This is a genomic window from Arthrobacter sp. NQ7 (genome assembly GCF_029581595.2).
GTDB classification, from domain to species: Bacteria; Actinomycetota; Actinomycetes; order Actinomycetales; family Micrococcaceae; genus Arthrobacter; species Arthrobacter phenanthrenivorans_B.
In genome coordinates this window covers 78,517-98,718 of the sequence record NZ_JARFXU020000018.1, presented here as the reverse complement: position 1 = coordinate 98,718, position 20,202 = coordinate 78,517, and the positions used below count along the sequence as shown (strand labels likewise).

Sequence of the window (20,202 nt, the reverse complement as noted above, 5' to 3'; positions counted from 1 at the left end):
ACCTCCACGCCGCCGGCTGCGACCTGATCACCATCACCCAGTACCTGCGCCCCTCCGAACGGCACCTGCCCGTGGACCGCTGGGTCAAACCCCAGGAATTCGTCGACCTCCAGCACGAAGCCGAAGAAATCGGCTTCCTCGGCGTCATGTCCGGACCCCTGGTCCGCTCCTCCTACCGCGCAGGCCGCCTCTGGGCCACCGCAATGCGCAAAAAAGGCCGCGACATCCCCGCCGAACTCGCCCACATCGCCGACGGCATCCAGGACTCCGGCACCACCCGCCAGGAAGCCGCCACCCTCCTGGCGGCCCATTCCTGACCCCGCCAGCGCCTGCACAGGGCCGGACGCCGGAACAATTCCGGCGTCCGGTCCTGGGGTTTAAGTCACGTAGAATTGAGGCACTATGGCGAAATCCCCTGACTCCAGCAACTCCACCCCCTCGGGCTCAAGTGCGGTGAAGCGCGGCATGTTCCAGCGCAAGCCCAAGGAAGCCAAGGCCAAGAAGCCCAGCAGGCTTAAGCAGATCGGCGAGGTCTTCACGATGACCCGCCGCCACGACCCCATGGTTCCGTGGCTCATGCTGCTGGTGTTCCTGGGGATTGTGGCCGTCAGTTTCCTGGTGGGTTTCTGGCTGGACAACTGGATCACCGGCCTGATTATCGGCATTCCGCTGGGACTGCTGGGTGCCACGTTCATTCTTTCCCGCCGTGCAGAACGCGCGGCCTTCTCGCAGATTGAGAACCAGCCCGGTGCCTCCGGTGCCGCCCTTGGCACGCTGCGGCGTGGCTGGATCACCGAGGAACAGCCGGTCGCCGTCAACCCGCGGACGCAGGACGCGGTGTTCCGCGCCGTTGGACGTCCCGGCGTCGTTCTGGTCAGCGAAGGCCCGTCGCACCGCGTCAAGCCGCTGCTCGATGCTGAACGGAAGCGCCTGGCGCGCATCCTGCCCAACGTTCCGGTACACACCATCCAGACCGGCCGCGGCGAAGGACAGGTGCCGTTGAGCCAGGTGGCCAAGCAGATGGGCAAGATGAAGAACGAACTGACCAAGCTTGAGGTCAGCACGGTTTCAAAGCGCATTGCTTCCATGGGCACCAGGCTGCCCATCCCCAAGGGAATTGACCCCTACAAGGCCCGTCCCAACCGCGGACGATAGCTGGTGGAACGCCCTGGAGCCGGCACATCCGGTTCCAGGGCGTTTTTTCTTGCCCCTGACCATGCCTGCGCGGCCGCGACGGACCGCGCTTCACCTGTGACAGGACCTGACCATGCCCCTTAGGACAACATCGATCCGCGTCTTCCGCATCCTTGCCGTCGCGGAAGCGTGCAGCTGGGCCGCTCTCCTGGCCGGCATGTACTTCAAGTGGATTGCGGGCAGCACCGAGCTCGGGGTCCAGGTGGCAGGGCCCATCCATGGCGCGCTGTTTATCGGATACGCGATGGCCGCACTCACGCTGTGGCGTGTCCAGCGCTGGCCGTTCCTTGTGGCAGCGCTGGCCGGCGCCTCCGCCGTCTTTCCCTTCGCCACTGTCCTGTTCGAACGGTGGGCAGGCCGCCGCGGCTACCTCAGCGCGGATTCCGCCGAACCCGCTGTTCCCGCCCTTGCGACCAGCCGTTCGTAGCAGGCGGCACCGGTGAAAGGCAGCCCGGGCCGGAGACGGATGGTCGCACTGCTCTCGCTGCTGGGGGCAACGCTGTTCTGGGCCGGGAACTACGTCGTGGGGGCCGCGGCCGTCCAGAGCATCGACCCGCTCAGCCTGGTGGTCCTGCGGTGGGCCCTTGCCCTGGTGCCCCTGCTGGTGATTGCCCACCTCGTCGAGCGGCCCCGCTGGCGCTCGGTCCTTGCCGCATGGCCGTGGCTGCTGGCGCTGAGCCTGTGTGGACTCCTGGGCTACAACCTCCTGCTGTACTTCGCGCTGGAGCACACGGGCCCCTTCAACGCGTCACTGATCAACGCCTTTAACCCCGCGCTCATCTCGCTGGCTGCCGCCGTCTTCCTGCGCGAACGGCTGGCTCCCCTGTCAGTGGCTGGTATCGTCGCGGCGCTGGCCGGTGTCCTGGTTGTCATCTGCGGTGGTGATGTGGGCAGGCTGCTCACAGCCGGCTTCGGTACCGGGGAACTGCTGATGACGGGCGCCATTGTTGCATGGACGGCCTACACGGTAACCGGCAGGCTGGCGCCGAAGGTCCCGCCGGTGACGGCAACGGCAGTGCAGGCTGCGGTGGCGGTCGCCGTGCTGGCCCCCGTGCGGCTGGCAACGGGCGGCCTGGCTCTTCCTGCGACAAGCAGCGGGCTGGCATCGCTGCTGTTCATCGCCATCTTCCCGTCAGTGCTGTCCTACCTGTTGTGGAACCGCGCCCTGGCGGTCCTGCCCGCGGGCGGCGCCGGGGTATTCCTCAACCTCATCACCGTCTTCACGGCGGTCCTGACCGTCGTTGCCGGCCAGGTTCCCACAACGGCGCAGCTGGTGGGCGGCGCCATCGTCATCGGCGGGGTGGTGGCCACGAACGCGCCGGCGATTGCGGGGCAGCGCCGGAAGGCGCAGGGGCCCTCCGGACTTAAGGGCTAGCGGCGGACCAGGAGCGTGTTCATGGCCTTGTCGTGGAGGCCGCGCTGGTCCGGATCGAAAATCACGGCGGGGATCACCAGGCAGAGCAGCACCGCCCGCACCAGGGCCGCGAGCGGTCCGGGGGTGCCGCCTCCCGGTTTCACCACGGCAATACCCATGATCCGGTGGCCGATGCTGTAGCCGAGAGTTCCCACCAGGAGGATCTGTTCGATGGCGAAGACGGCCAGGGTGGCCCAGGAGTCGCCGTTAAAGGCAAAGTTGCTGATCAGCAGGGCGATTCCCCAGTCGATCATGATCGCGGCGATCCTGCGCCCAGCCCGGGCAATGGAGCCGGGGCCGGACTCCGGCAGGCCCAGCCGCTCCCCCGGATACTTCGAGATGCCGGAGGTGTCCGGTCCGCTGAGCCAGGAGCCAATGTCTTTGCGATCTACCACCGTTCAAGCTTACCGATCCCCGGGACGCGCGGCGCGCCCACAGTGTGGATAGGACTCGACCATAGTGTGGACGGAGGATAGCGTGGTCATAGCAGGGCATTCTGTAACCTGCCCGAAACAATGCGGACACGGACGGGAAATGCCGCATCCATAGTCTGTTAGCAGTTTCAAGCAATCCCCCGGCAGGTACCCACAGCAGGGAAGACCATGGGTTCTCCCTGCTTTTGGATTGCGCTGGATCACATGGCTTGCACGCCAGATATTTACATATGCGTTAGGAGCATAGATGTTCAAGACTGCGGACGAAGTCCTCAAGTTCATCAAGGACGAAGATGTAAAGTTCGTCGATATCCGCTTCACCGATCTTCCGGGCGTCCAGCAGCACTTCAACGTCCCCGCCAAGAGCGTTGACGCTGACTTCTTCGTCAACGGCCAGCTCTTCGACGGTTCCTCCATCCGCGGCTTCCAGGGCATTGCCGAATCCGACATGCAGCTGATCCCGGACGTCACCACCGCGTTCCTGGACACCTTCCGCATGGAGAAGACCCTCGCGCTGAACTTCTCGATCGTCAACCCGCGCACGGGCGATCCGTACCACCGCGACCCCCGCGGCGTTGCCGAGAAGGCCGAAGCCTACCTGGCCTCCACGGGCATTGCCGACACCGCGTTCTTCGCTCCCGAAGCCGAGTTCTTCGTGTTCGACAACGTCCAGTACCAGTCCTCCCCGCAGGGCAGCTTCTACAAGATCGACTCCGAGGAAGCCCACTGGAACACCGGCCGCGAGGAAGAGGGCGGCAACCTGGGCTACAAGACCCCCGTCAAGGGCGGTTACTTCCCGGTCTCCCCCACCGACAAGCAGGCCGACCTGCGTGACGCCATGTGCGTGGCCCTGGACGAAGCCGGCCTCGAGGTGGAGCGCAGCCACCACGAAGTTGGATCCGCCGGCCAGGCCGAGATCAACTACAAGTTCACCACCCTCACCCACGCTGCGGACGACCTGCAGAAGTTCAAGTACGTCATCAAGAACACGGCTGACGCCTGGGGCAAGTCCGTCACCTTCATGCCCAAGCCGGTCTTCGGTGACAACGGCTCAGGCATGCACTGCCACCAGTCGCTCTGGAACAACGGCGAGCCGCTGTTCTACGACGAGAAGGGCTACGCCGGCCTGTCCGACACCGCCCGCTGGTACATCGGCGGCCTGCTCAAGCACGCCTCCGCCGTCCTGGCCTTCACGAACCCGACGGTGAACTCCTACCGCCGCCTGGTCAAGGGCTTCGAAGCTCCGGTCAACATGGTGTACTCGCAGGGCAACCGCTCCGCCGGTATCCGCATCCCGATCACGGGTTCCAACCCGAAGGCCAAGCGCATCGAGTTCCGCGCTCCGGACCCCTCCTCCAACCCGTACCTGGCCTTCGCTGCCCAGCTGATGGCCGGCATTGACGGCATCCGCAACCGCATCGAGCCCCCCGCCCCGATCGACAAGGACCTCTACGAGCTCCCCGCCGAGGAAGCCAAGGACATCCCCAAGGCCCCGGGCACGCTTGAGGAAGCACTGGAAGCCCTGCGCGAGGACAACGAGTTCCTGCAGGCCGGCGGCGTCTTCACCCAGGACCTGATCGACACCTGGATCGAGTACAAGTACGAGAACGAGATCCGCCCGCTGTCCCTGCGCCCGAACCCCTACGAGTTCGAGCTCTACTACGGCGTCTAGCCTGCAGCCTGCCTGGCAGGACCACTGAAGCAGCAAAGGCGGCCACCGGATCATTCCGGTGGCCGCCTTTGGCGTTCCGGGGCTGCGGGCCCTTGGGAACACAAAGCCTAAGGTGGGGGCCCGCTTCCTGACGTGCTGAGACCGGGAACCGGACCCCCTGACGAATGCCCCCCGAGACGAAGACTCTGTCCAGCCTTCCCCCCAACAAGGTTGGAGAACACCGCCAATCCACATACTCGGGCAATTGGATGCCAAGCGCAATGCCCGTCCGGCGGGTTACGTCAGCGGGCAGCGGCGAAGCTGTGGAACATCGTGCGCTGGGGGCCGGAGGAGCCGCCCAGGTAGCGCCCGGCGTCGACAAAACCGGCACGGCGGTAGGCAGCCAGCGCCGCCGGGTTTTCCTCATTAACGGAAAGGACGACGCCGGACTCACCGGTTGAGTGCCTGGCCGTAAGCCTGCGCGCTGCCTCCACGGCCGCGGCGGCCGCCCCCGTGCCCAGTCCTGAGCCCTGGTGCCGGCAGTCGATGAGGAACCCGCGCAGCAGCCACGCTGAGTGCTCATCCGGCCAGCCGGCAAGGCAAGCCGCGCCCCGTTGCAGGGTCAGCAGGCCGACCGGTTCACCTTTGACTTCCACCACGTACGGATGCCGTGATTCCTCCGCCAGTCCGGCCAGTGCCATCCGCAGCGGGTCGCCGACGAAACGCTCCTGGCCGGGCAGCAGCGACATGGCGGCGACGGCGCCGAACTGGATGGCGCGGGCGTCCCGGTCGAGGTCACGCAGCGGAATAAGCCACACCCACGGGGCCGGCCTAGTTTCCATAGAAGACCCGTTCAAAGACCGCCCGGGCCCGGCGGCTCACCCTCAGGTAATCCTCCTCCAGGGCAGCGGCGTTGCCCGGTTCGTAGCCGCACCAGCGTGCCACGGCTTCCAGGTCCCGGCGGGAGGAGGGCAGGAGGTCGGATGCCTTGCCGCTCCAGATAACGTTGGCAGACCTGATGCGGCTGGCAAGCCGCCAGGCCTCAGCCAGCAGGCCGGCGTCGGCGGTATCCAGCAGCCGCAGGTCCGCTGCGGCGTTGAGGGCCTCCAGCGTGGACGTCGTGCGGAGTTCCGGGTATTTGCCGGCATGCTGCAGCTGCAGCAGTTGCACCAGCCACTCGACGTCGCTGAGTCCGCCGCGGCCCAGCTTGAGGTGGCGGGCGGGGTCCGCGCCGCGGGGCAGCCGCTCGGATTCCACCCGGGCTTTGATACGGCGGATCTCGCGCACATCCTGCTCCGAGACTGTCTCCGGGTACCGGATGGGGTCGATAAGCTCCAGGAAATCTGCGGCCAGAGTATCGTCGCCGGCCATGGGGCGGGCCCGCAGCAGGGCCTGCGCCTCCCAGATCAGGGACCAGCGGCGGTAGTACTCGGCGAAGGAGTCCAGGGAACGGACCATGGCCCCGTTCTTGCCTTCCGGCCGCAGGTCTGCGTCCATCTGGAGGACCCGTTCGGCCATGATGGCGGGCTTCAACGGCTGGGTCAGCAGGCTCGATACCTTGGACACGATCCGGGCAGCCTGTTCCTGCGCCTCCGCTTCGGTGAATCCGGGGAGGGCCCGGTGGACGTACATGACATCGGCGTCGGAGCCGTAGCCGATCTCCCGGCCGCCCTGCCGGCCCATCGCCACCACCAGCACCGTGGTCTTCAGCGGGCCCCCGGCGGACACGATGCCTTCCGCAACGCGGAGGGCGCCCAGGACGGCGGCCCGGTCCGTGTCCGCCAGGGCCCTGCCCACCTGCTCCTGGTCGAGCAGCCCGGCGGAATCGGCGATCGCGATGCGCAGGATCTCGCGCCGCCGGATCAGCCGGATCAGCCGCATGGCACTCTCCGGATCGGCGTGCCGCGACATCTTCGCCGTGATTTCCTGCCATTGGGCCTCAAAGCCCACGGGAACCAGGTCCTTGTCCTGTCCCAGCCATGCAACGGACTCGGGCGAGACTTCCAGGAGGTCCGCGATCAGCCGGGAATTGGACAGCATGTGGCACAAACGCTCGGCGGCGGCATTGGAGTCACGGAGCAGGCCAAGGTACCAGTGCGTCGTACCCAGCGCTTCACTGACGCGGCGGAAGGCCAGGAGCCCTGCGTCGGGATCCACGCCTTCGGCGAGCCAGTCCAGCAGGATGGGCAGGAGCTGCCGCTGCAGTGCGGCGCGCCGGCTCACCCCTGCCGTCAACGCCTCGATGTGGCGCATGGCCCCCTGCGGGTCCCGGTACCCAAGCGCCGCCAGCCGCCCCTGGGCCGCCTCGGGGGTCAGCCTGGCGTCCTCGCTGCTGAGCTTGGCCGCAGTGTTCAGCAGTGGCCGGTAGAAGATCCGTTCGTGCAGTTCGCGCACGGACCGCTTGGTCCGGTGCCAGGCAGACAGCAGGGAATCCGGGCTGGGCCGTTCGTTGGAGAACGGGCCCAGCACGGCCTTCGCCAGTGACCGCAGCGCCGGTTCGGCCACCGGCATCAGGTGGGTGCGGCGCAGCTGGAAGAGCTGGATCCGGTGTTCCAGCAGGCGCAGGTAGCGGTAGGCGTTGTCGAACGCCGCGGCATCCGAACGGCCAATGTAACCACCCGCAGACAGCGCGGCGATCGCCGAGGTGGTGTCCCGCCGTCGTAATGACTCATCTGCCTTGCCGTGCACCAGCTGGAGCAGCTGGACGGTGAACTCGACGTCCCGCAGGCCGCCGCGGCCGAGCTTGATCTGCCGCTGCTCCTCTGCGGCCGGAATATGCTCGGTCACCCGCCGCCGCATGGCTTGGACGGACTCCACGAAGCCCTCACGCCCGGCCGAACTCCAGATCAGCGGCGACACGGCGTCCTCGTAGGCCCGCCCCAAGCCGGCGTCGCCGGCGATGGCACGGGCCTTCAGCAGCGCCTGGAACTCCCAGCTCTCGGCCCACCGGGCGTAGTACGTCTCGTGCGAGGCGAGGGTGCGGACCAGCGGGCCGGACTTTCCCTCGGGCCGGAGGTTGGCGTCCACCTCCCACAGGCCCGGTTCCCTGGCCACCGACGAGATGGCCCGCGAAATGCCGCTGGCCAGTGCGGTGCCGATGGTGTTGGCGTCCGCGTCGGCCAGGCTGCCGGGGTCGACCACGTAGATGACGTCGACGTCGGAGATGTAGTTCAGCTCCCGGGCGCCGCACTTGCCCATGCCAATCACGGCAAGGCCGACGTCCGCAACGTCGGCGGCGCTGTATTGCCCGGCCGCCTCAGCCCGGGAGACGGCGAGGGCAGCATCGATGGCAGCCGCGGCAAGGTCCGCCAGCTCGCCGCCCACCGAGGGCAGGAAATCCAGCGGATCGGCCGCACAAAGGTCCTTGACGGCAAGGTCCACCAGTCCACGCCGGTACGCCGTCCGCAGGGCCGCATAGGCCTCCACGCCCGTGGCCGCGGCGACCGGGCGGGCAGCGCGGGGGTCCGCGCCGACGGACTGCAGGAGCGTGGCGCGGAGGCGGGCCGGGTCGGCAGGCAGCGGCTCCGGGCTGGCGCGGACCTGGAAGGCGTCAAGGTGCTCGGGATGCCGGATCAGGAACTCCCCCAGCGCTTCCGAGGCGCCCAGGACCCGAAACATCGGTTCACTGGCCTCAAGGTCGGCAGCAGCGAGGTCGCGCAGCTGGGGATGCTTTTCGATCAGCCGGACCAGCGACTGCAGTGCTGTGTCCGGGCTGGCCGCGAGCTGAAGTCCGGCGAAGAGCGCGTCCTGGTCCAGGCCCTCGAGTTCGCGCGCGGCAAGGAACCGTTCGCCCTTCTCCAGGTCGCTGAATCCGGCCGCGATGAGGCGGCGTGCCAGGCTCACGCCGGGCACCTAGAGGATGCCGAGGTTGCGCTGCAGCTCGTAGGGCGTCACCTGCAGCCGGTAGTCCTGCCACTCCGCGCGCTTGTTGCGCAGGAAGTGCTCGTAGACCTGTTCACCCAGGATCTGCGGCATGAGCTCCGAGTCCTCCATGGAGCGGATGGCATCGTGCAGGCTGGCCGGGAGCGGGTCATGGCCCATGGCGCGGCGTTCCGCGGAACTCAGCGACCAGACATCGTCCTCTGCCGCGGCCGGAAGGTCGTAGCCCTCCTCGATGCCCTTCAGGCCCGCGCCGAGCAGCACGGCGTAGGCCAGGTACGGGTTGGCGGCAGAGTCGATGCCGCGGTACTCGATGCGGGCCGACTGGCCCTTGCCCGGCTTGTAGAGCGGGACGCGGACCAGGGCCGAACGGTTGTTGTGGCCCCAGCTCAGGTAGCTCGGTGCTTCGCCGCCGCCCCAGAGCCGCTTGTAGGAGTTGACGAACTGGTTGGTGACGGCGGTGAACTCCGGAGCGTGCTTGAGGATTCCGGCGATGAACTGGCGTGCTGTCTTGGACAGCTGGAACTCGGCGCCCGCCTCGAAGAACGCATTGCTGTCGCCTTCGAACAACGAGAAGTGGGTGTGCATGCCGGAGCCCGGGTGGTCCGTGAACGGCTTGGGCATGAAGGTGGCGTACGTGCCCTGCTGCAGCGCCACCTCCTTGATGACGGTGCGGAAGGTCATGATGTTGTCCGCTGTCTGCAGCGCATCGGCGTAGCGGAGGTCGATCTCGTTCTGGCCCGGGCCGGCCTCATGGTGGCTGAACTCCACGGAGATGCCGACGGATTCGAGCATGGTCACCGCCGTGCGGCGGAAATCCTGGGCCACGCCGCCGGGGACGTGGTCGAAGTAGCCGCCCTCATCCACCGGAACAGGAGCGCCGTTCGGGCCCGGCTCGCTCGACTTCAGCAGGTAGAACTCGATCTCGGGATGGGTGTAGCAGGTGAAGCCCATGTCCGCGGCCTTGGCCAGGGTCCGCTTCAGCACGTTGCGGGGGTCCGCCGCCGAGGGCTCCCCGTCCGGGGTCAGGATGTCGCAGAACATCCGGGAGGTCTGCTCCGTCTCACCGCGCCACGGCAGGATCTGGAAGGTGGCGGGATCGGGCTGGGCCAGCATGTCCGATTCAAAGACACGGGCCAGGCCCTCGATCGAAGATCCGTCGAAGCCCAGGCCTTCCTCGAAGGCTCCCTCGACTTCGGCCGGCGCAAGCGCCACGGACTTCAGCGAACCCACCACATCGGTGAACCACAGGCGCACGAAACGCACGTCGCGCTCTTCGATTGTGCGCAGGACAAACTCTTGCTGGCGGTCCATGAAGGCCTCTTCTCCGGTCAACGTCCATGCTCCGGGTCCGCGCAATGGGGAGAACCGGCAGCAGTTCATCATCACTGTACTAATCATTCGGCCGTCGTGCTTGAGCCTGCGCCCCGCGTAACACAGCATTAACCTGGCGCGGCGCCCGGCCCCGCGGCGGTATCCGTCCCTTACCGCTTCAGGATGGCCCCGCGGCTATGACGGTAATCACCGTCCTCGCGCAATGCGCGCGGTAGCTAGTACGGCGGGTACCGCACTACGCTCATCCCATGGCTTCCAGCAACAGCTCCGACTCCAGCGCGTCCGCAGAAGTACCCGCACCGTACGGCACCGGCCCCGGCACCCCGGCCCCGGCCAGTGCCGACGCCACCGCCGTCCGGAAGCCGGCCAGGGTCCGCATCCACCACCTGCAGCAGGCCAAGCGCGACGGCACGAAGTTCGCCATGCTCACCGCCTACGAGCAGTACACGGCCGAGATTTTCGATGCAGCCGGGATCGAGGTGCTCCTGGTGGGTGATTCGGCCTCCAACAACGTATTCGGCAACGAAACCAGCCTTCCGGTGACCGTGGATGAGCTGCTCCCCCTGTGCCGGGCAGTGGCCAGGACCGCAAAACGGGCCCTGGTGGTGGCGGACCTGCCGTTCGGCAGCTATGAGGTCAGTGCGGAGCAGGCGGTGGCCGCCGGTGTGCGGTTCCTGAAGGAAGGACTGGCACACGCGGTCAAGATCGAAGGCGGGAAGTACTACGCCCCCACGGTCCGCGCCATGGTGCAGGCGGGCATCCCGGTCATGGCGCACATCGGTTTCACCCCGCAGAGCGAACATGCCCTGGGCGGTTACCGGGTCCAGGGCCGCGGCGACGACGGCCAGCGGCTGATCGAGGATGCCCGCGCCCTTGCGGACGCCGGCGCATTCTGCGTGCTGATGGAAATGGTGCCCGCAGAGACGGCAGCGGCCGTCGATGCAGCCGTGGACGTACCCACCGTGGGCATCGGCGCCGGCAAGGCAACCACCGGGCAGGTCCTCGTCTGGCAGGACATGGCGGGCCTCAGGGGCGGCCGGATGGCCAAGTTCGTGAAGCAGTACGCGGACCTGCGCAAGACGCTGCTCGACGCCGCTACCGCCTACGGGGACGACGTCCGGTCCGGCACGTTCCCCGGCCCGGAGCATTCCTTCTAAACTTTCAGCTTCGGCCCAACGGCCACGCGGAACTGGGACACTGACACAAATGCCCGGGACCTCCGCGTCCGGGCGGTATTCCGGAAGCGGACGTCAAGGTGAGGCCGCCCGCGGCCGAGGCAGTCCGCGGAGGAGTGCCGCCCGGACGCCCTGCGCACCAACCGTTCAGTCCTCGTCGCCCTTTTCCCAGGCCTCGTTGCGCGCCTTCACCTTTTCCAGGGCGTGCTCCGCTTCGGCCCGGGTCTTGTACGGCCCAATGAGCTGGCTCCAGTCCGACAGCCGGTCCTCTTCCACCTCGTGGGTCTTGACGTTGAACCAGTACTCAGTCATCGTTGCTCCTCGTTCCGGCGACAGGAATGCCGGGTGACCCACGTAACACAAACACTTACGCGTGCCCTCCGCCGCTTGTCGGTTGTTAGGCGTTCTGTGGTGCCTTATATGATCAATCTATGCCTTCCCTTGCCTCGACTGCACCCATTGGCACCCTCACCCCGGGTACCTTGAGTCCGCAGCGTCCCGTCCCGGCGTCCATCCCCCGTCCGGAGTATGTCGGCAAGCCTGCACCCGCCAAATTCACCGGCTCCGAGGTCAAGTCCGCGGAGACGATCGAAAAGATCCGGGTCGCGGGGAAAATCGCAGCCCAGGCCATCGTGGAGGTGGGCAAGCACATCCAGCCCGGCGTCACCACCGATGAGCTGGACAGGGTGGGGCACGAATTCCTGCTGGACCACCACGCCTACCCCTCCACCCTCGGCTACCGCGGATTCCCCAAGTCGCTGTGCTCCTCGCTGAACGAGGTCATCTGCCATGGCATCCCGGACAGCACCGTGGTCCAGGATGGTGACATCCTCAATATCGACATCACCGCCTTCATCAACGGCGTCCACGGCGACACCAACTACACCTTCCTCGTGGGCGACGTCGATGAGGAGTCGCGGCTATTGGTGGAAGGCACCCAGGAATCGCTGAACCGTGCGATCAAGGCGGTGGCCCCCGGACGCGAGATCAACGTCATCGGCCGCGCCATCCAGTCCTATGCCAAGCGTTTTGGCTACGGTGTGGTGCGTGACTTCACCGGCCACGGCGTCGGCGAAGCATTCCACACCGGGCTGATCATTCCGCACTACGACGCCGCCCCCGCCTACAACACCGTGATCGAGGCGGGGATGGTATTCACCATCGAGCCGATGCTCACGCTGGGCACGGTGGAGTGGGACATGTGGAGCGACGACTGGACCGTGGTCACCCGGGACCGCAAACGCACCGCCCAGTTTGAGCACACCCTGCTGGTCACGGAGACCGGCGCCGAAATCCTCACCCTGCCGTAGGCTGGCCCATGCCCGCACAGGGCATGGCCGCCGCCGCAGACCGGACCCTTTTTATGGGCTGCCAGTGGCCGCCCCTTTTCCTGCCCGCCCCTGTCAAGAACGGAATCCCATTGGCCAAGAAGGACGAGAAGTCGCACAAGAATGCACCGCTGATCGGCATCGACATCGGTGGAACAGGCATCAAGGGCGGCATTGTCGACCTGAAGAAGGGCAAGCTCCTCGGTGAGCGCTTCCGGGTCCCCACCCCGCAGCCCGCCACTCCCGAGGCGGTCGCCGAGGCCGTGGCGCTGGTGGTGGCCGAGCTTTCGGCACGCCCGGAGGCTCCCGAGGCCGGCTCCCCCGTGGGTGTGACCTTCCCCGGCATCATCCAGCATGGCGTGGTGCACTCGGCTGCCAATGTGGATAAGAGCTGGCTGGACACCGACATCGACGCGCTCCTCACCGCCCGGCTTGGCCGGCCGGTAGAGGTCATCAACGACGCCGACGCGGCCGGCCTGGCAGAGGCCAGGTACGGCGCGGGTGCCGGCGTTTCCGGCACGGTGCTGGTGATCACCCTGGGCACGGGCATTGGCTCGGCCTTTATTTTCGACGGCAAACTGGTTCCCAACGCGGAGCTGGGCCACCTGGAAATTGACGGGTTCGATGCCGAATCCAAGGCGTCCGCCGTTGCCCGTGAACGCGACGGGCTGTCCTGGGATGAGTACAGCGTGCTGCTGCAGCGTTACTTCTCGCACGTCGAGTTCCTGTTCTCACCGGAACTGTTCATTGTGGGCGGCGGCATTTCCAAGCGCGCGGATGAGTACCTTCCCAACCTCAAGCTCCGCACGCCTATCGTCCCGGCTGTCCTGCGCAACGAGGCAGGCATCGTGGGAGCGGCGCTGGAGATTGCGCTGAAGCACAAACTGGCCAAGTAGGAGTGGTGCCGGTGGCGGCTGCGGCTTCCCCTCCGCTGCCACCACCGGAGTCTAGAGCGGGCTCTTCTCGGAGCTCTTGGGAGCGCCCTTGGCGTCTTCCTCCGCCTCATGGCGGAGCAGCGCGATAGCGGTTTCGAAATCCTCCAGTGATTCGAACGCCTGGTAGACGCTGGCGAAACGCAGGTAGGCCACCTTGTCGAGTTTCTGCAGGGGTCCCAGGATCACCAGTCCGACCTCGTGCGCGTCGATTTCGGCTGCACCGGAGGAACGGATCTGTTCCTCCACTTCCTGCGCCAGCATGGCGAGATCGTCCTCGCTCACCGGGCGCCCCTGGCACGCCTTGCGCACCCCGTTGATGACCTTGCTGCGGCTGAACGGCTCCCCCACGCCGGACCGCTTGATGACGGAGAGGCTGGTGGTTTCGACCGTGGTGAAGCGGCGTCCGCATTCGGGACACTGCCTGCGGCGCCGGATGGCTGAACCATCATCGGCCATGCGGCTGTCAACCACGCGGGAATCGGGGTTGCGGCAGAACGGACAGTACATGGCGGTCCCCCTTCACGCTCGTGGTCTGCGGTGCCTTGGAAGCCACGGGCACCGCCGGGGGGCGCTGCCGTGGCGTCTCCCAGTTTACGGCCAGATATGGGGTAATAACAATCCTGTAATTACTACATGTAGTGGTGTCACACGTTGGCCGGGAAACGGGCCGTGACCGCGTCGCCGTGCGCCGGCAGGTCCTCGGCCCGGGAGAGGCTGACGATGTGCCCGCTGACCTGTTCCAGGGCTTCCCGGCTGTAGTTGATGACCTGGATGGCCCGCAGGAAAGTGGTCACGTTCAGGCCCGAGGAGAAGGCAGCGGTGCCGCTGGTGGGCAGCACGTGGTTGGAGCCGGCGCAGTAGTCGCCCAGGCTTACCGGGCTGTAATCGCCGACGAAGATGGCTCCGGCGTTACGGATGCGCGCTGCCACACCTGCAGCGTCCCGGGTCATGATCTCCAGGTGCTCGGCCGCGTAGGCATCACAGGCAGCGATCCCCTGATCCAGGCCGTCCACCAGCACCACGCCGGACTGCGGCCCGGACAGCGCCTCACGGACCCGGTCCGAGTGCTTGGTGGCAGCGGCCTGCCGTTCCAGTTCCGCACGGACTTCCGTGGCCAGTTCCTCGGAGTCGGTGATGAGGACCGATGCCGCCTTGGGGTCGTGCTCGGCCTGGCTGAGCAGGTCTGCGGCCACCAGCGCGGGCTGGGCGGAATCATCGGCCAGGATGGCGATCTCCGTGGTTCCTGCCTCGGAGTCGATGCCCACGACGCCCTTGACCAGGCGCTTGGCCGTGGCGACGAAGATGTTGCCGGGGCCGGTCACCACGTCCACGGGCTCCAGGGCAGGACCGGCCTCCGTTGCCTCGATGCCATAGGCGAAACCCGCAATCGCCTGTGCGCCGCCGATGGCATAGACCTCGGTGATGCCCAGCAGTGCCGCCGCAGCGAGGATGGTGGGGTGCGGGAGGCCGCCGAATTCCTTCTGCGGCGGCGAGGCCAGGGCAATGGACTCCACGCCGGCCGCCAACGCCGGCACCACGTTCATGACCACGGAGGACGGGTACACGGCGAGCCCGCCGGGAACGTAGAGCCCGACACGCCCCACAGGCACCCAGTTCTGGCTGACCACGGCGCCGTCACCGAGCTCCACGTCCACGTTGCGGGGGCGCTGTCCGTCGGCGAACTTCCGGGCCCGGCTGATGGATTCCTCCAGGGCGGCCCGCACGGCAGGGTCCAGGCCGTCCAGGGCGGCGGCGAGGGCCTCCCTGGGGACCAGCGGATGCTCCTGCGCCACGCCGTCGAACTTCTCCGCCAGCTCAGCCAGCGCGGCAACGCCGCGTTGGCGGACGTCCGCGATGATGGCCAGGACCTTCTCCTCCGCGTCGGCCATGGTGTGGCCCTGGGCGCGGGGAACGGCGGCACGCAGGGCCGCAAGGGTCATGCTGCGGCCCCGAAGGTCGATGGTGCGGAAATCGACGGCGGCGGTTACGGAGGCGGGAAGATCCGGGGAAGTGGTCACCGGTCTATTTTAGGGGGCTGAACCCGGTGGCTGTTCCGGTGCCGCCCGCGTGCGGCTTCCTGCCGCCGGCGCCTACGAGTTCCAGGATGAAGACGGACACCGCCGTGGCGGCGGGCCACAGCAGCAGGACCGGCCAGGCCCGGAGGGAAAAGGCGATGCTGGCATTCGCCGAGGCATCGACGGCCGGGCCCCATAACCGGGCCACCAGGACCCCTGTCCCCCATGCCACGGCGCTGCCGGCCAGCGCTCCGGCCAGCCCCGTCAACAGTGCGGCCTGCGGATCCGGCCGCTTTCCATCCGCCAGGAACACCGCAAGGAGGCAACCGGCCAGCACCAGGATGCCAGCAAGCGTCAGGTCGCGGGGCAGCCAGACCAAGGGGACGGTGCCCGAGGACAGTGCGGGATCCCGCGTGACCAGGTTCAGGCCGCCCGGAGCCAGGATCCACCACAGGAGTCCGGCCGGGATGCCCGCCGCCGCGGGTACCAGCAGCAGGGACCAGGGCAGCAGCCGCCTGGCGGGGCGGGCAGAGTTCGTCATGCAACACACCTTAACAAAGCTTCCTGCGGGATATCCCAACTACTGCGCCAGCGGCAGGTTTTCCTGCCGCGACCATGGACCAATACGCTTGGAGGAAGAGTTACACCACCTAGTGCAGGAGTCCCCGGTGACTGACAACAGCGAGCCGTTCGAGCAGACGTTCAGGGAGATGTTCCGCCGGCACGCCGCCGGCGTGGCCATCATCACCGTGAACTACCAGGACGAGCCCTACGGCTTCACCGCCACTTCCGTCGCGTCGTTGTCCGCCAAGCCGCCGCGCTTCACCTTCAACATGGCGCGCAGTTCCAGGTCCTGGCCGGCGGTCGCCAACACCCAGTACCTCGGGGTCCACATGCTGGGGCTGGAGAACCAGGAACTGGCGGCGCGCTTCGCCCGCCCCGGCAACCGGTTCGAAGGCAACCACTGGGAGGTTGGCCCGCATGGCGTCCCCATCCTCAAGGACGTGGCGGGCTGGCTGATCGGGGAGGTCCAGATGCGGCTCTCGTTCGAAAACAACGCGGTGGTGGTGGTCCAGGTGGTGGACGGCCAGGTGGGCGGCGAAGGAACGCCCCTGCTCTACCATGGCGGCGCCTACGGGCAACCGATGCCGCTGGACTACGAAATCTAGGTCCCGGCTTACCGTTGGAAGCCACAAGGCGGACGACGGCGGGAGGTGCTTCCCGCCGTCGTCCGCCTTTCGCGTGGCGTGGGGCCGTCCTAGGCGTCCAGGCAGGCAGGTCCCAGCAGGACCTTGAGGTCGCCAAACAGCGACGGACTGGGGTTCACCCGCAGGTGCACCGGCAGGCCCATGATTTCGGTGCGGGTATCGCCCTGCAGGTGGAGCCTGACCTCCGAGTTGCCGCGGTGGGTGCGCAGCACGTCGCCAAGTTCCGTGACCACGGCCTCAGTGGCCTTGTGGGTGGGCATGGTGATCACCAGTGGTCCGTGCAGGCCCTCGCTGAGGTCCGGAACGGACAGTTCCATGCAGTTCAGTGTGATGGCACCGTCGTCGCGCTTCTGCAGGCGGCCCTTGACCACCACGATCAGGTCCTCGGCGAGCACGGAGGCGATGGGTCCGTAGACCTGGCCGAAGAACATCACCTCGATCGAACCGCCCAGGTCCTCCACCTCGGCACGGGCATAGGCGTTGCCGCTGGCCTTTGCGATGCGGCGGCTCAGGGACGTGATCATGCCGGCGATGGTGATGATGGCGCCGTCCTGCGGCCCGTCCTCGCCCAGGATCGTGGTAATGCTCATTTCCGCGTGCTGGCTCAGCAGGCCTTCCAGGCCCTGCAGCGGGTGGTCGGAGACGTACAGGCCCAGCATGTCCCGTTCGAACGAGAGTTTGTCCTTCTTCTCCCATTCGGGCAGGTCGGGGATCTCGATGCTCAGCGAGGCCTCCGACTCGGCCTCCTCGAACCCGGCGAAGAGGTCGAACTGGCCGATGGCCTCGTTGCGCTTGAGCGTGATGACGGAGTCGATGGCCTCTTCATGGACCATCGCAAGGGCCCGGCGGTGGTGGCCCAGTGAATCGAAGGCGCCGGACTTGATAAGGGATTCGATGGTGCGCTTGTTGCACACCACTGCCGGAACCTTCATCAGGAAATCCTTGAAGGATGTGAACGCACCCTCGCTTTCGCGGGCGGCCACCATGGCCTCCACCGCGTTGGCACCCACGTTGCGGATGGCACCCATGCCGAAGCGGATGTCGTTCCCCACGGGGGTGAAGTTCAGCGCGGACTCGTTGACGTCCGGCGGCAGCACCGTAATGCCCATCCGGCGGCATTCGTTGAGGTAGATGGCGGACTTGTCCTTGTCATCGCCCACGGAGGTCAGCAGGGCGGCCATGTATTCAGGCGCATAATGCGCCTTCAGGTACGCGGTCCAGTAGGAGATCACGCCATAGGCGGCCGAGTGGGCCTTGTTGAAGGCGTAGTCGGAGAACGGAAGCAGGATGTCCCAGAGGGTCTTGACCGCCTCCATGGAGTAGCCGTTGTCCTGCATGCCCTGGGAGAATCCGGCGAACTGCTTGTCCAGTTCCGACTTCTTCTTCTTGCCCATGGCGCGGCGCAGGATGTCTGCCTGGCCCAGCGAGTAGCCCGCCAGCTTCTGCGCCACGGCCATGACCTGTTCCTGGTACACAATCAGGCCATATGTGCCGCCCAGGATCTCCTTGAGGGGTTCCTCCAGCTCCGGGTGGATCGGAATAACTTCCTGCACGCCGTTCTTCCGCAGCGCGTAATCGGTGTGGGCGTTGGCGCCCATGGGACCCGGACGGTAGAGCGCCAGCACGGCGGAGATGTCTTCGAAGTTGTCAGGCTTCATCAGCTTCAGCAGCGACCGCATGGGGCCGCCGTCGAGCTGGAAGACGCCCAGGGTGTCGCCGCGGGCAAGGAGCTCGTAGGATGCGGCGTCATCCAGTTCGAGGTTCTCGAGGTCCAGGTCGATGCCGCGGTTCATCTTGATGTTCTCAAGGGCGTCCGAAATGATCGTCAGGTTCCGCAGGCCCAGGAAGTCCATCTTGATCAGGCCCAGGCCCTCGGACGTCGGGTAGTCGAACTGGGTGATCACCTGGCCGTCCTGGAAACGGCGCATGATCGGGATGACGTCGATGATGGGGTCCGAGGACATGATCACACCGGCGGCGTGCACGCCCCATTGGCGCTTCAGGCCCTCGATGCCCAGGGCGGTCTCAAAGACCTTGGCTGCCTCCGGGTCGGTGGCGATCAACTGGCGGAAGTCCCCCGCCTCGCTGTAGCGCTTGGCTTCAGGATTCTGGATGTCGGCCAGCGGAATGTCCTTGGCCATCACCGCAGGCGGCAGCGCCTTGGTCAGCTGCTCGCCCATGCTGAAGGGGTAGCCCAGCACGCGGGAAGAGTCCTTGAGTGCCTGCTTCGTCTTGATGGTGCCGTAGGTGACGATCATGGCCACGCGCTCGTCGCCGTACTTCCGGGTCACATAGTCGATGACCTCGGGGCGGCGGCGGTCATCGAAGTCGACGTCGAAGTCGGGCATGGAGACGCGGTCCGGGTTGAGGAACCGTTCGAAGATCAGGCCGTGCCGCAGGGGGTCGAGGTCGGTGATGCGCATGGCGTATGCCACCATGGAGCCTGCACCGGAGCCACGGCCCGGCCCCACGCGGATGCCGTTGTTCTTGGCCCAGTTGATGAAGTCGGCAACCACCAGGAAGTAGCCGGGGAAGCCCATGGACGTGATGACGCCGAGTTCGTAGTCGGCCTGCTTGCGGACCTCGTCCGGGATGCCGCCCGGATAACGGTACTTCAGGCCCTTGTCCACTTCCTTGACCAGCCAGGAGGTCTCGTCCTCGCCCGGCGGGCAGGGGAAGCGGGGCATGTAGTTGGCGTCCGTGTTGAAGGACACCTCGCAGCGCTCCGCGATCAGGAGCGTGTTGTCGCAGGCATCCGGGTGGTCGCGGAAGAGCTCGCGCATCTCGCGCGGCGACTTGAGGTAGTAGCCGCTGCCGGAGAACGCGAAGCGCGAGCCGCCGTTGTCGTAGGTGGGCTCCAGCAGGGTGGAGCCGGACTGGATGGCCAGCAGGGCCTCGTGCGCCTTGGCGTCGTGCTCGTGGGTGTAGTGCAGGTCGTTGGTGGCCACCAGCGGCAGGTTCAGTTCCTTGGCCAGCCGCAGCAGGTCGCCGGTGACCCGCCGCTCGATGTCCAGCCCGTGGTCCATCAGTTCGCAGAAGTAGTTTTCCGCGCCGAAGATGTCCCGGAACTCGGCCGCGGCTTCCAGCGCTTCGCGGTACTGGCCGAGCCTGAGGCGGGTCTGGACCTCCCCCGACGGGCAGCCCGTGGTGGCGATCAGGCCTTCGGAGTAGGTGTTCAGCAGCTCCCGGTCCAGGCGGGGCCATTTGCCGAAGACCGAGTCCAGGGACGCGATGGATGAGGCACGGAAGAGGTTCCGCATGCCCACATTGTTGTAGCTCAGGAGCGTCATGTGCGTGTACGAACCACCACCGGACACATCGTCCTTGCGCTGGGATTCGTCGCCCCAGCGCACGCGTTCCTTGTCGGTCCGTGCGGTGCCGGGGGTCACATAAGCTTCGACGCCGATGATCGGCTTGATCCCCTTGGCCTGGGCCTTCTGCCAGAAATCGAAGGCGCCGAACAGGTAGCCGTGGTCCGTGGTGGCCAGGGCAGGCATGCCCAGGCGTTCGGTTTCGTCGAACAGCTCCCCCAGGCGGGCTGCTCCATCCAGCATGGAATATTCGGTGTGGGTGTGCAGGTGGACGAACGAATCATTGCTGGAACTCACCGGACCATTCTAAGCGCTGCACGCGG

General features: G+C 66.6%; 17 protein-coding genes and 1 pseudogene. 9 read left to right on the top strand and 9 right to left on the bottom strand.

Features of this window, described 5'->3' with window-relative positions:
* The 4 genes and pseudogenes from PUN71_RS17155 to PUN71_RS17140 form a co-directional block, all read left to right on the top strand.
* Positions 1 to 317: pseudogene (locus tag PUN71_RS17155) on the top strand (lipoyl synthase); the annotation flags it as partial.
* A gap of 85 nt (positions 318 to 402) precedes the next feature.
* Entirely contained in the window at positions 403 to 1,155 is a 753-nt protein-coding gene (locus PUN71_RS17150) for a DUF4191 domain-containing protein (protein WP_043452983.1), read from the top strand.
* Between the two features lie 112 nt (positions 1,156 to 1,267).
* On the top strand, positions 1,268 to 1,621 hold the full coding sequence (locus PUN71_RS17145; protein WP_277799384.1) for a DUF3817 domain-containing protein: 354 nt from the start codon (positions 1,268 to 1,270) through the stop codon (positions 1,619 to 1,621).
* Positions 1,622 to 1,660: 39 nt separating this feature from the next.
* Positions 1,661 to 2,569: a DMT family transporter gene (locus PUN71_RS17140; RefSeq protein WP_277799383.1), complete on the top strand. Its 909-nt coding sequence runs from the start codon at positions 1,661 to 1,663 to the stop codon at positions 2,567 to 2,569.
* On the opposite strand, the gene PUN71_RS17135 is transcribed toward PUN71_RS17140, so the two are convergent.
* The gene (locus PUN71_RS17135; RefSeq protein ID WP_043452993.1) at positions 2,566 to 3,003 is read right to left on the bottom strand and encodes an RDD family protein; all 438 of its coding nucleotides are present in this window, start codon (positions 3,001 to 3,003) and stop codon (positions 2,566 to 2,568) included. The two genes, PUN71_RS17140 and PUN71_RS17135, sit on opposite strands and share 4 nt — an antisense overlap.
* Positions 3,004 to 3,289: 286 nt before the next feature.
* Between PUN71_RS17135 and glnA (PUN71_RS17130) the strand changes: the two genes are divergently transcribed.
* The gene (glnA, locus tag PUN71_RS17130; protein WP_043452996.1) at positions 3,290 to 4,714 is read left to right on the top strand and encodes a type I glutamate--ammonia ligase; all 1,425 of its coding nucleotides are present in this window, start codon (positions 3,290 to 3,292) and stop codon (positions 4,712 to 4,714) included.
* 281 nt (positions 4,715 to 4,995) lie between these two features.
* On the opposite strand, the gene PUN71_RS17125 is transcribed toward glnA (PUN71_RS17130), so the two are convergent.
* From PUN71_RS17125 to glnA (PUN71_RS17115), 3 genes are read right to left on the bottom strand one after another with little or no spacing between them, the layout of a single operon-like run.
* Positions 4,996 to 5,535, bottom strand: a complete 540-nt coding sequence (locus tag PUN71_RS17125) for a GNAT family N-acetyltransferase (protein ID WP_277799382.1) — start codon at positions 5,533 to 5,535, stop codon at positions 4,996 to 4,998.
* Positions 5,525 to 8,536, bottom strand: a complete 3,012-nt coding sequence (locus tag PUN71_RS17120; protein ID WP_277799381.1) for a bifunctional [glutamine synthetase] adenylyltransferase/[glutamine synthetase]-adenylyl-L-tyrosine phosphorylase — start codon at positions 8,534 to 8,536, stop codon at positions 5,525 to 5,527. The genes PUN71_RS17125 and PUN71_RS17120 overlap by 11 nt, the downstream gene beginning before the upstream one ends.
* Before the next feature lie 9 nt (positions 8,537 to 8,545).
* The gene (gene glnA, locus PUN71_RS17115) at positions 8,546 to 9,886 is read right to left on the bottom strand and encodes a type I glutamate--ammonia ligase (RefSeq protein WP_043453139.1); all 1,341 of its coding nucleotides are present in this window, start codon (positions 9,884 to 9,886) and stop codon (positions 8,546 to 8,548) included.
* Positions 9,887 to 10,155: 269 nt separating this feature from the next.
* Here glnA (PUN71_RS17115) and panB point away from each other — a divergent pair, with 269 nt between their 5' ends.
* Positions 10,156 to 11,064, top strand: a complete 909-nt coding sequence (gene panB, locus PUN71_RS17110; protein WP_277799380.1) for a 3-methyl-2-oxobutanoate hydroxymethyltransferase — start codon at positions 10,156 to 10,158, stop codon at positions 11,062 to 11,064.
* 165 nt (positions 11,065 to 11,229) lie between these two features.
* On the opposite strand, the gene PUN71_RS17105 is transcribed toward panB, so the two are convergent.
* On the bottom strand, positions 11,230 to 11,394 hold the full coding sequence (locus PUN71_RS17105) for an SPOR domain-containing protein (RefSeq protein ID WP_277799379.1): 165 nt from the start codon (positions 11,392 to 11,394) through the stop codon (positions 11,230 to 11,232).
* A gap of 119 nt (positions 11,395 to 11,513) precedes the next feature.
* Here PUN71_RS17105 and map point away from each other — a divergent pair, with 119 nt between their 5' ends.
* Positions 11,514 to 12,392 (top strand): type I methionyl aminopeptidase, encoded by an 879-nt coding sequence (gene map, locus PUN71_RS17100; protein WP_277799378.1) that lies wholly within the window; start codon positions 11,514 to 11,516, stop codon positions 12,390 to 12,392.
* 110 nt (positions 12,393 to 12,502) lie between these two features.
* On the top strand, positions 12,503 to 13,306 hold the full coding sequence (gene ppgK / locus PUN71_RS17095; protein ID WP_043453142.1) for a polyphosphate--glucose phosphotransferase: 804 nt from the start codon (positions 12,503 to 12,505) through the stop codon (positions 13,304 to 13,306).
* Between the two features lie 51 nt (positions 13,307 to 13,357).
* On the opposite strand, the gene nrdR is transcribed toward ppgK, so the two are convergent.
* The 3 genes from nrdR to PUN71_RS17080 form a co-directional block, all read right to left on the bottom strand.
* Positions 13,358 to 13,852 (bottom strand): transcriptional regulator NrdR, encoded by a 495-nt coding sequence (gene nrdR, locus PUN71_RS17090; protein WP_277799377.1) that lies wholly within the window; start codon positions 13,850 to 13,852, stop codon positions 13,358 to 13,360.
* Between the two features lie 137 nt (positions 13,853 to 13,989).
* A complete protein-coding gene (gene hisD / locus PUN71_RS17085) occupies positions 13,990 to 15,363 on the bottom strand; it encodes a histidinol dehydrogenase (RefSeq protein ID WP_277799376.1) in 1,374 nt (457 codons plus the stop codon).
* A 4-nt stretch (positions 15,364 to 15,367) separates the two neighbouring features.
* The gene (locus PUN71_RS17080) at positions 15,368 to 15,901 is read right to left on the bottom strand and encodes a hypothetical protein (RefSeq protein WP_043453035.1); all 534 of its coding nucleotides are present in this window, start codon (positions 15,899 to 15,901) and stop codon (positions 15,368 to 15,370) included.
* Between the two features lie 127 nt (positions 15,902 to 16,028).
* On the opposite strand from PUN71_RS17080, the gene PUN71_RS17075 reads away from it, so the two are divergent.
* A complete protein-coding gene (locus PUN71_RS17075) occupies positions 16,029 to 16,529 on the top strand; it encodes a flavin reductase family protein (RefSeq protein WP_043453036.1) in 501 nt (166 codons plus the stop codon).
* An 89-nt stretch (positions 16,530 to 16,618) separates the two neighbouring features.
* Here PUN71_RS17075 and dnaE read toward each other — a convergent pair whose 3' ends face one another.
* A complete protein-coding gene (gene dnaE, locus PUN71_RS17070; RefSeq protein WP_043453039.1) occupies positions 16,619 to 20,176 on the bottom strand; it encodes a DNA polymerase III subunit alpha in 3,558 nt (1,185 codons plus the stop codon).
* Positions 20,177 to 20,202 lie beyond the last annotated feature (26 nt).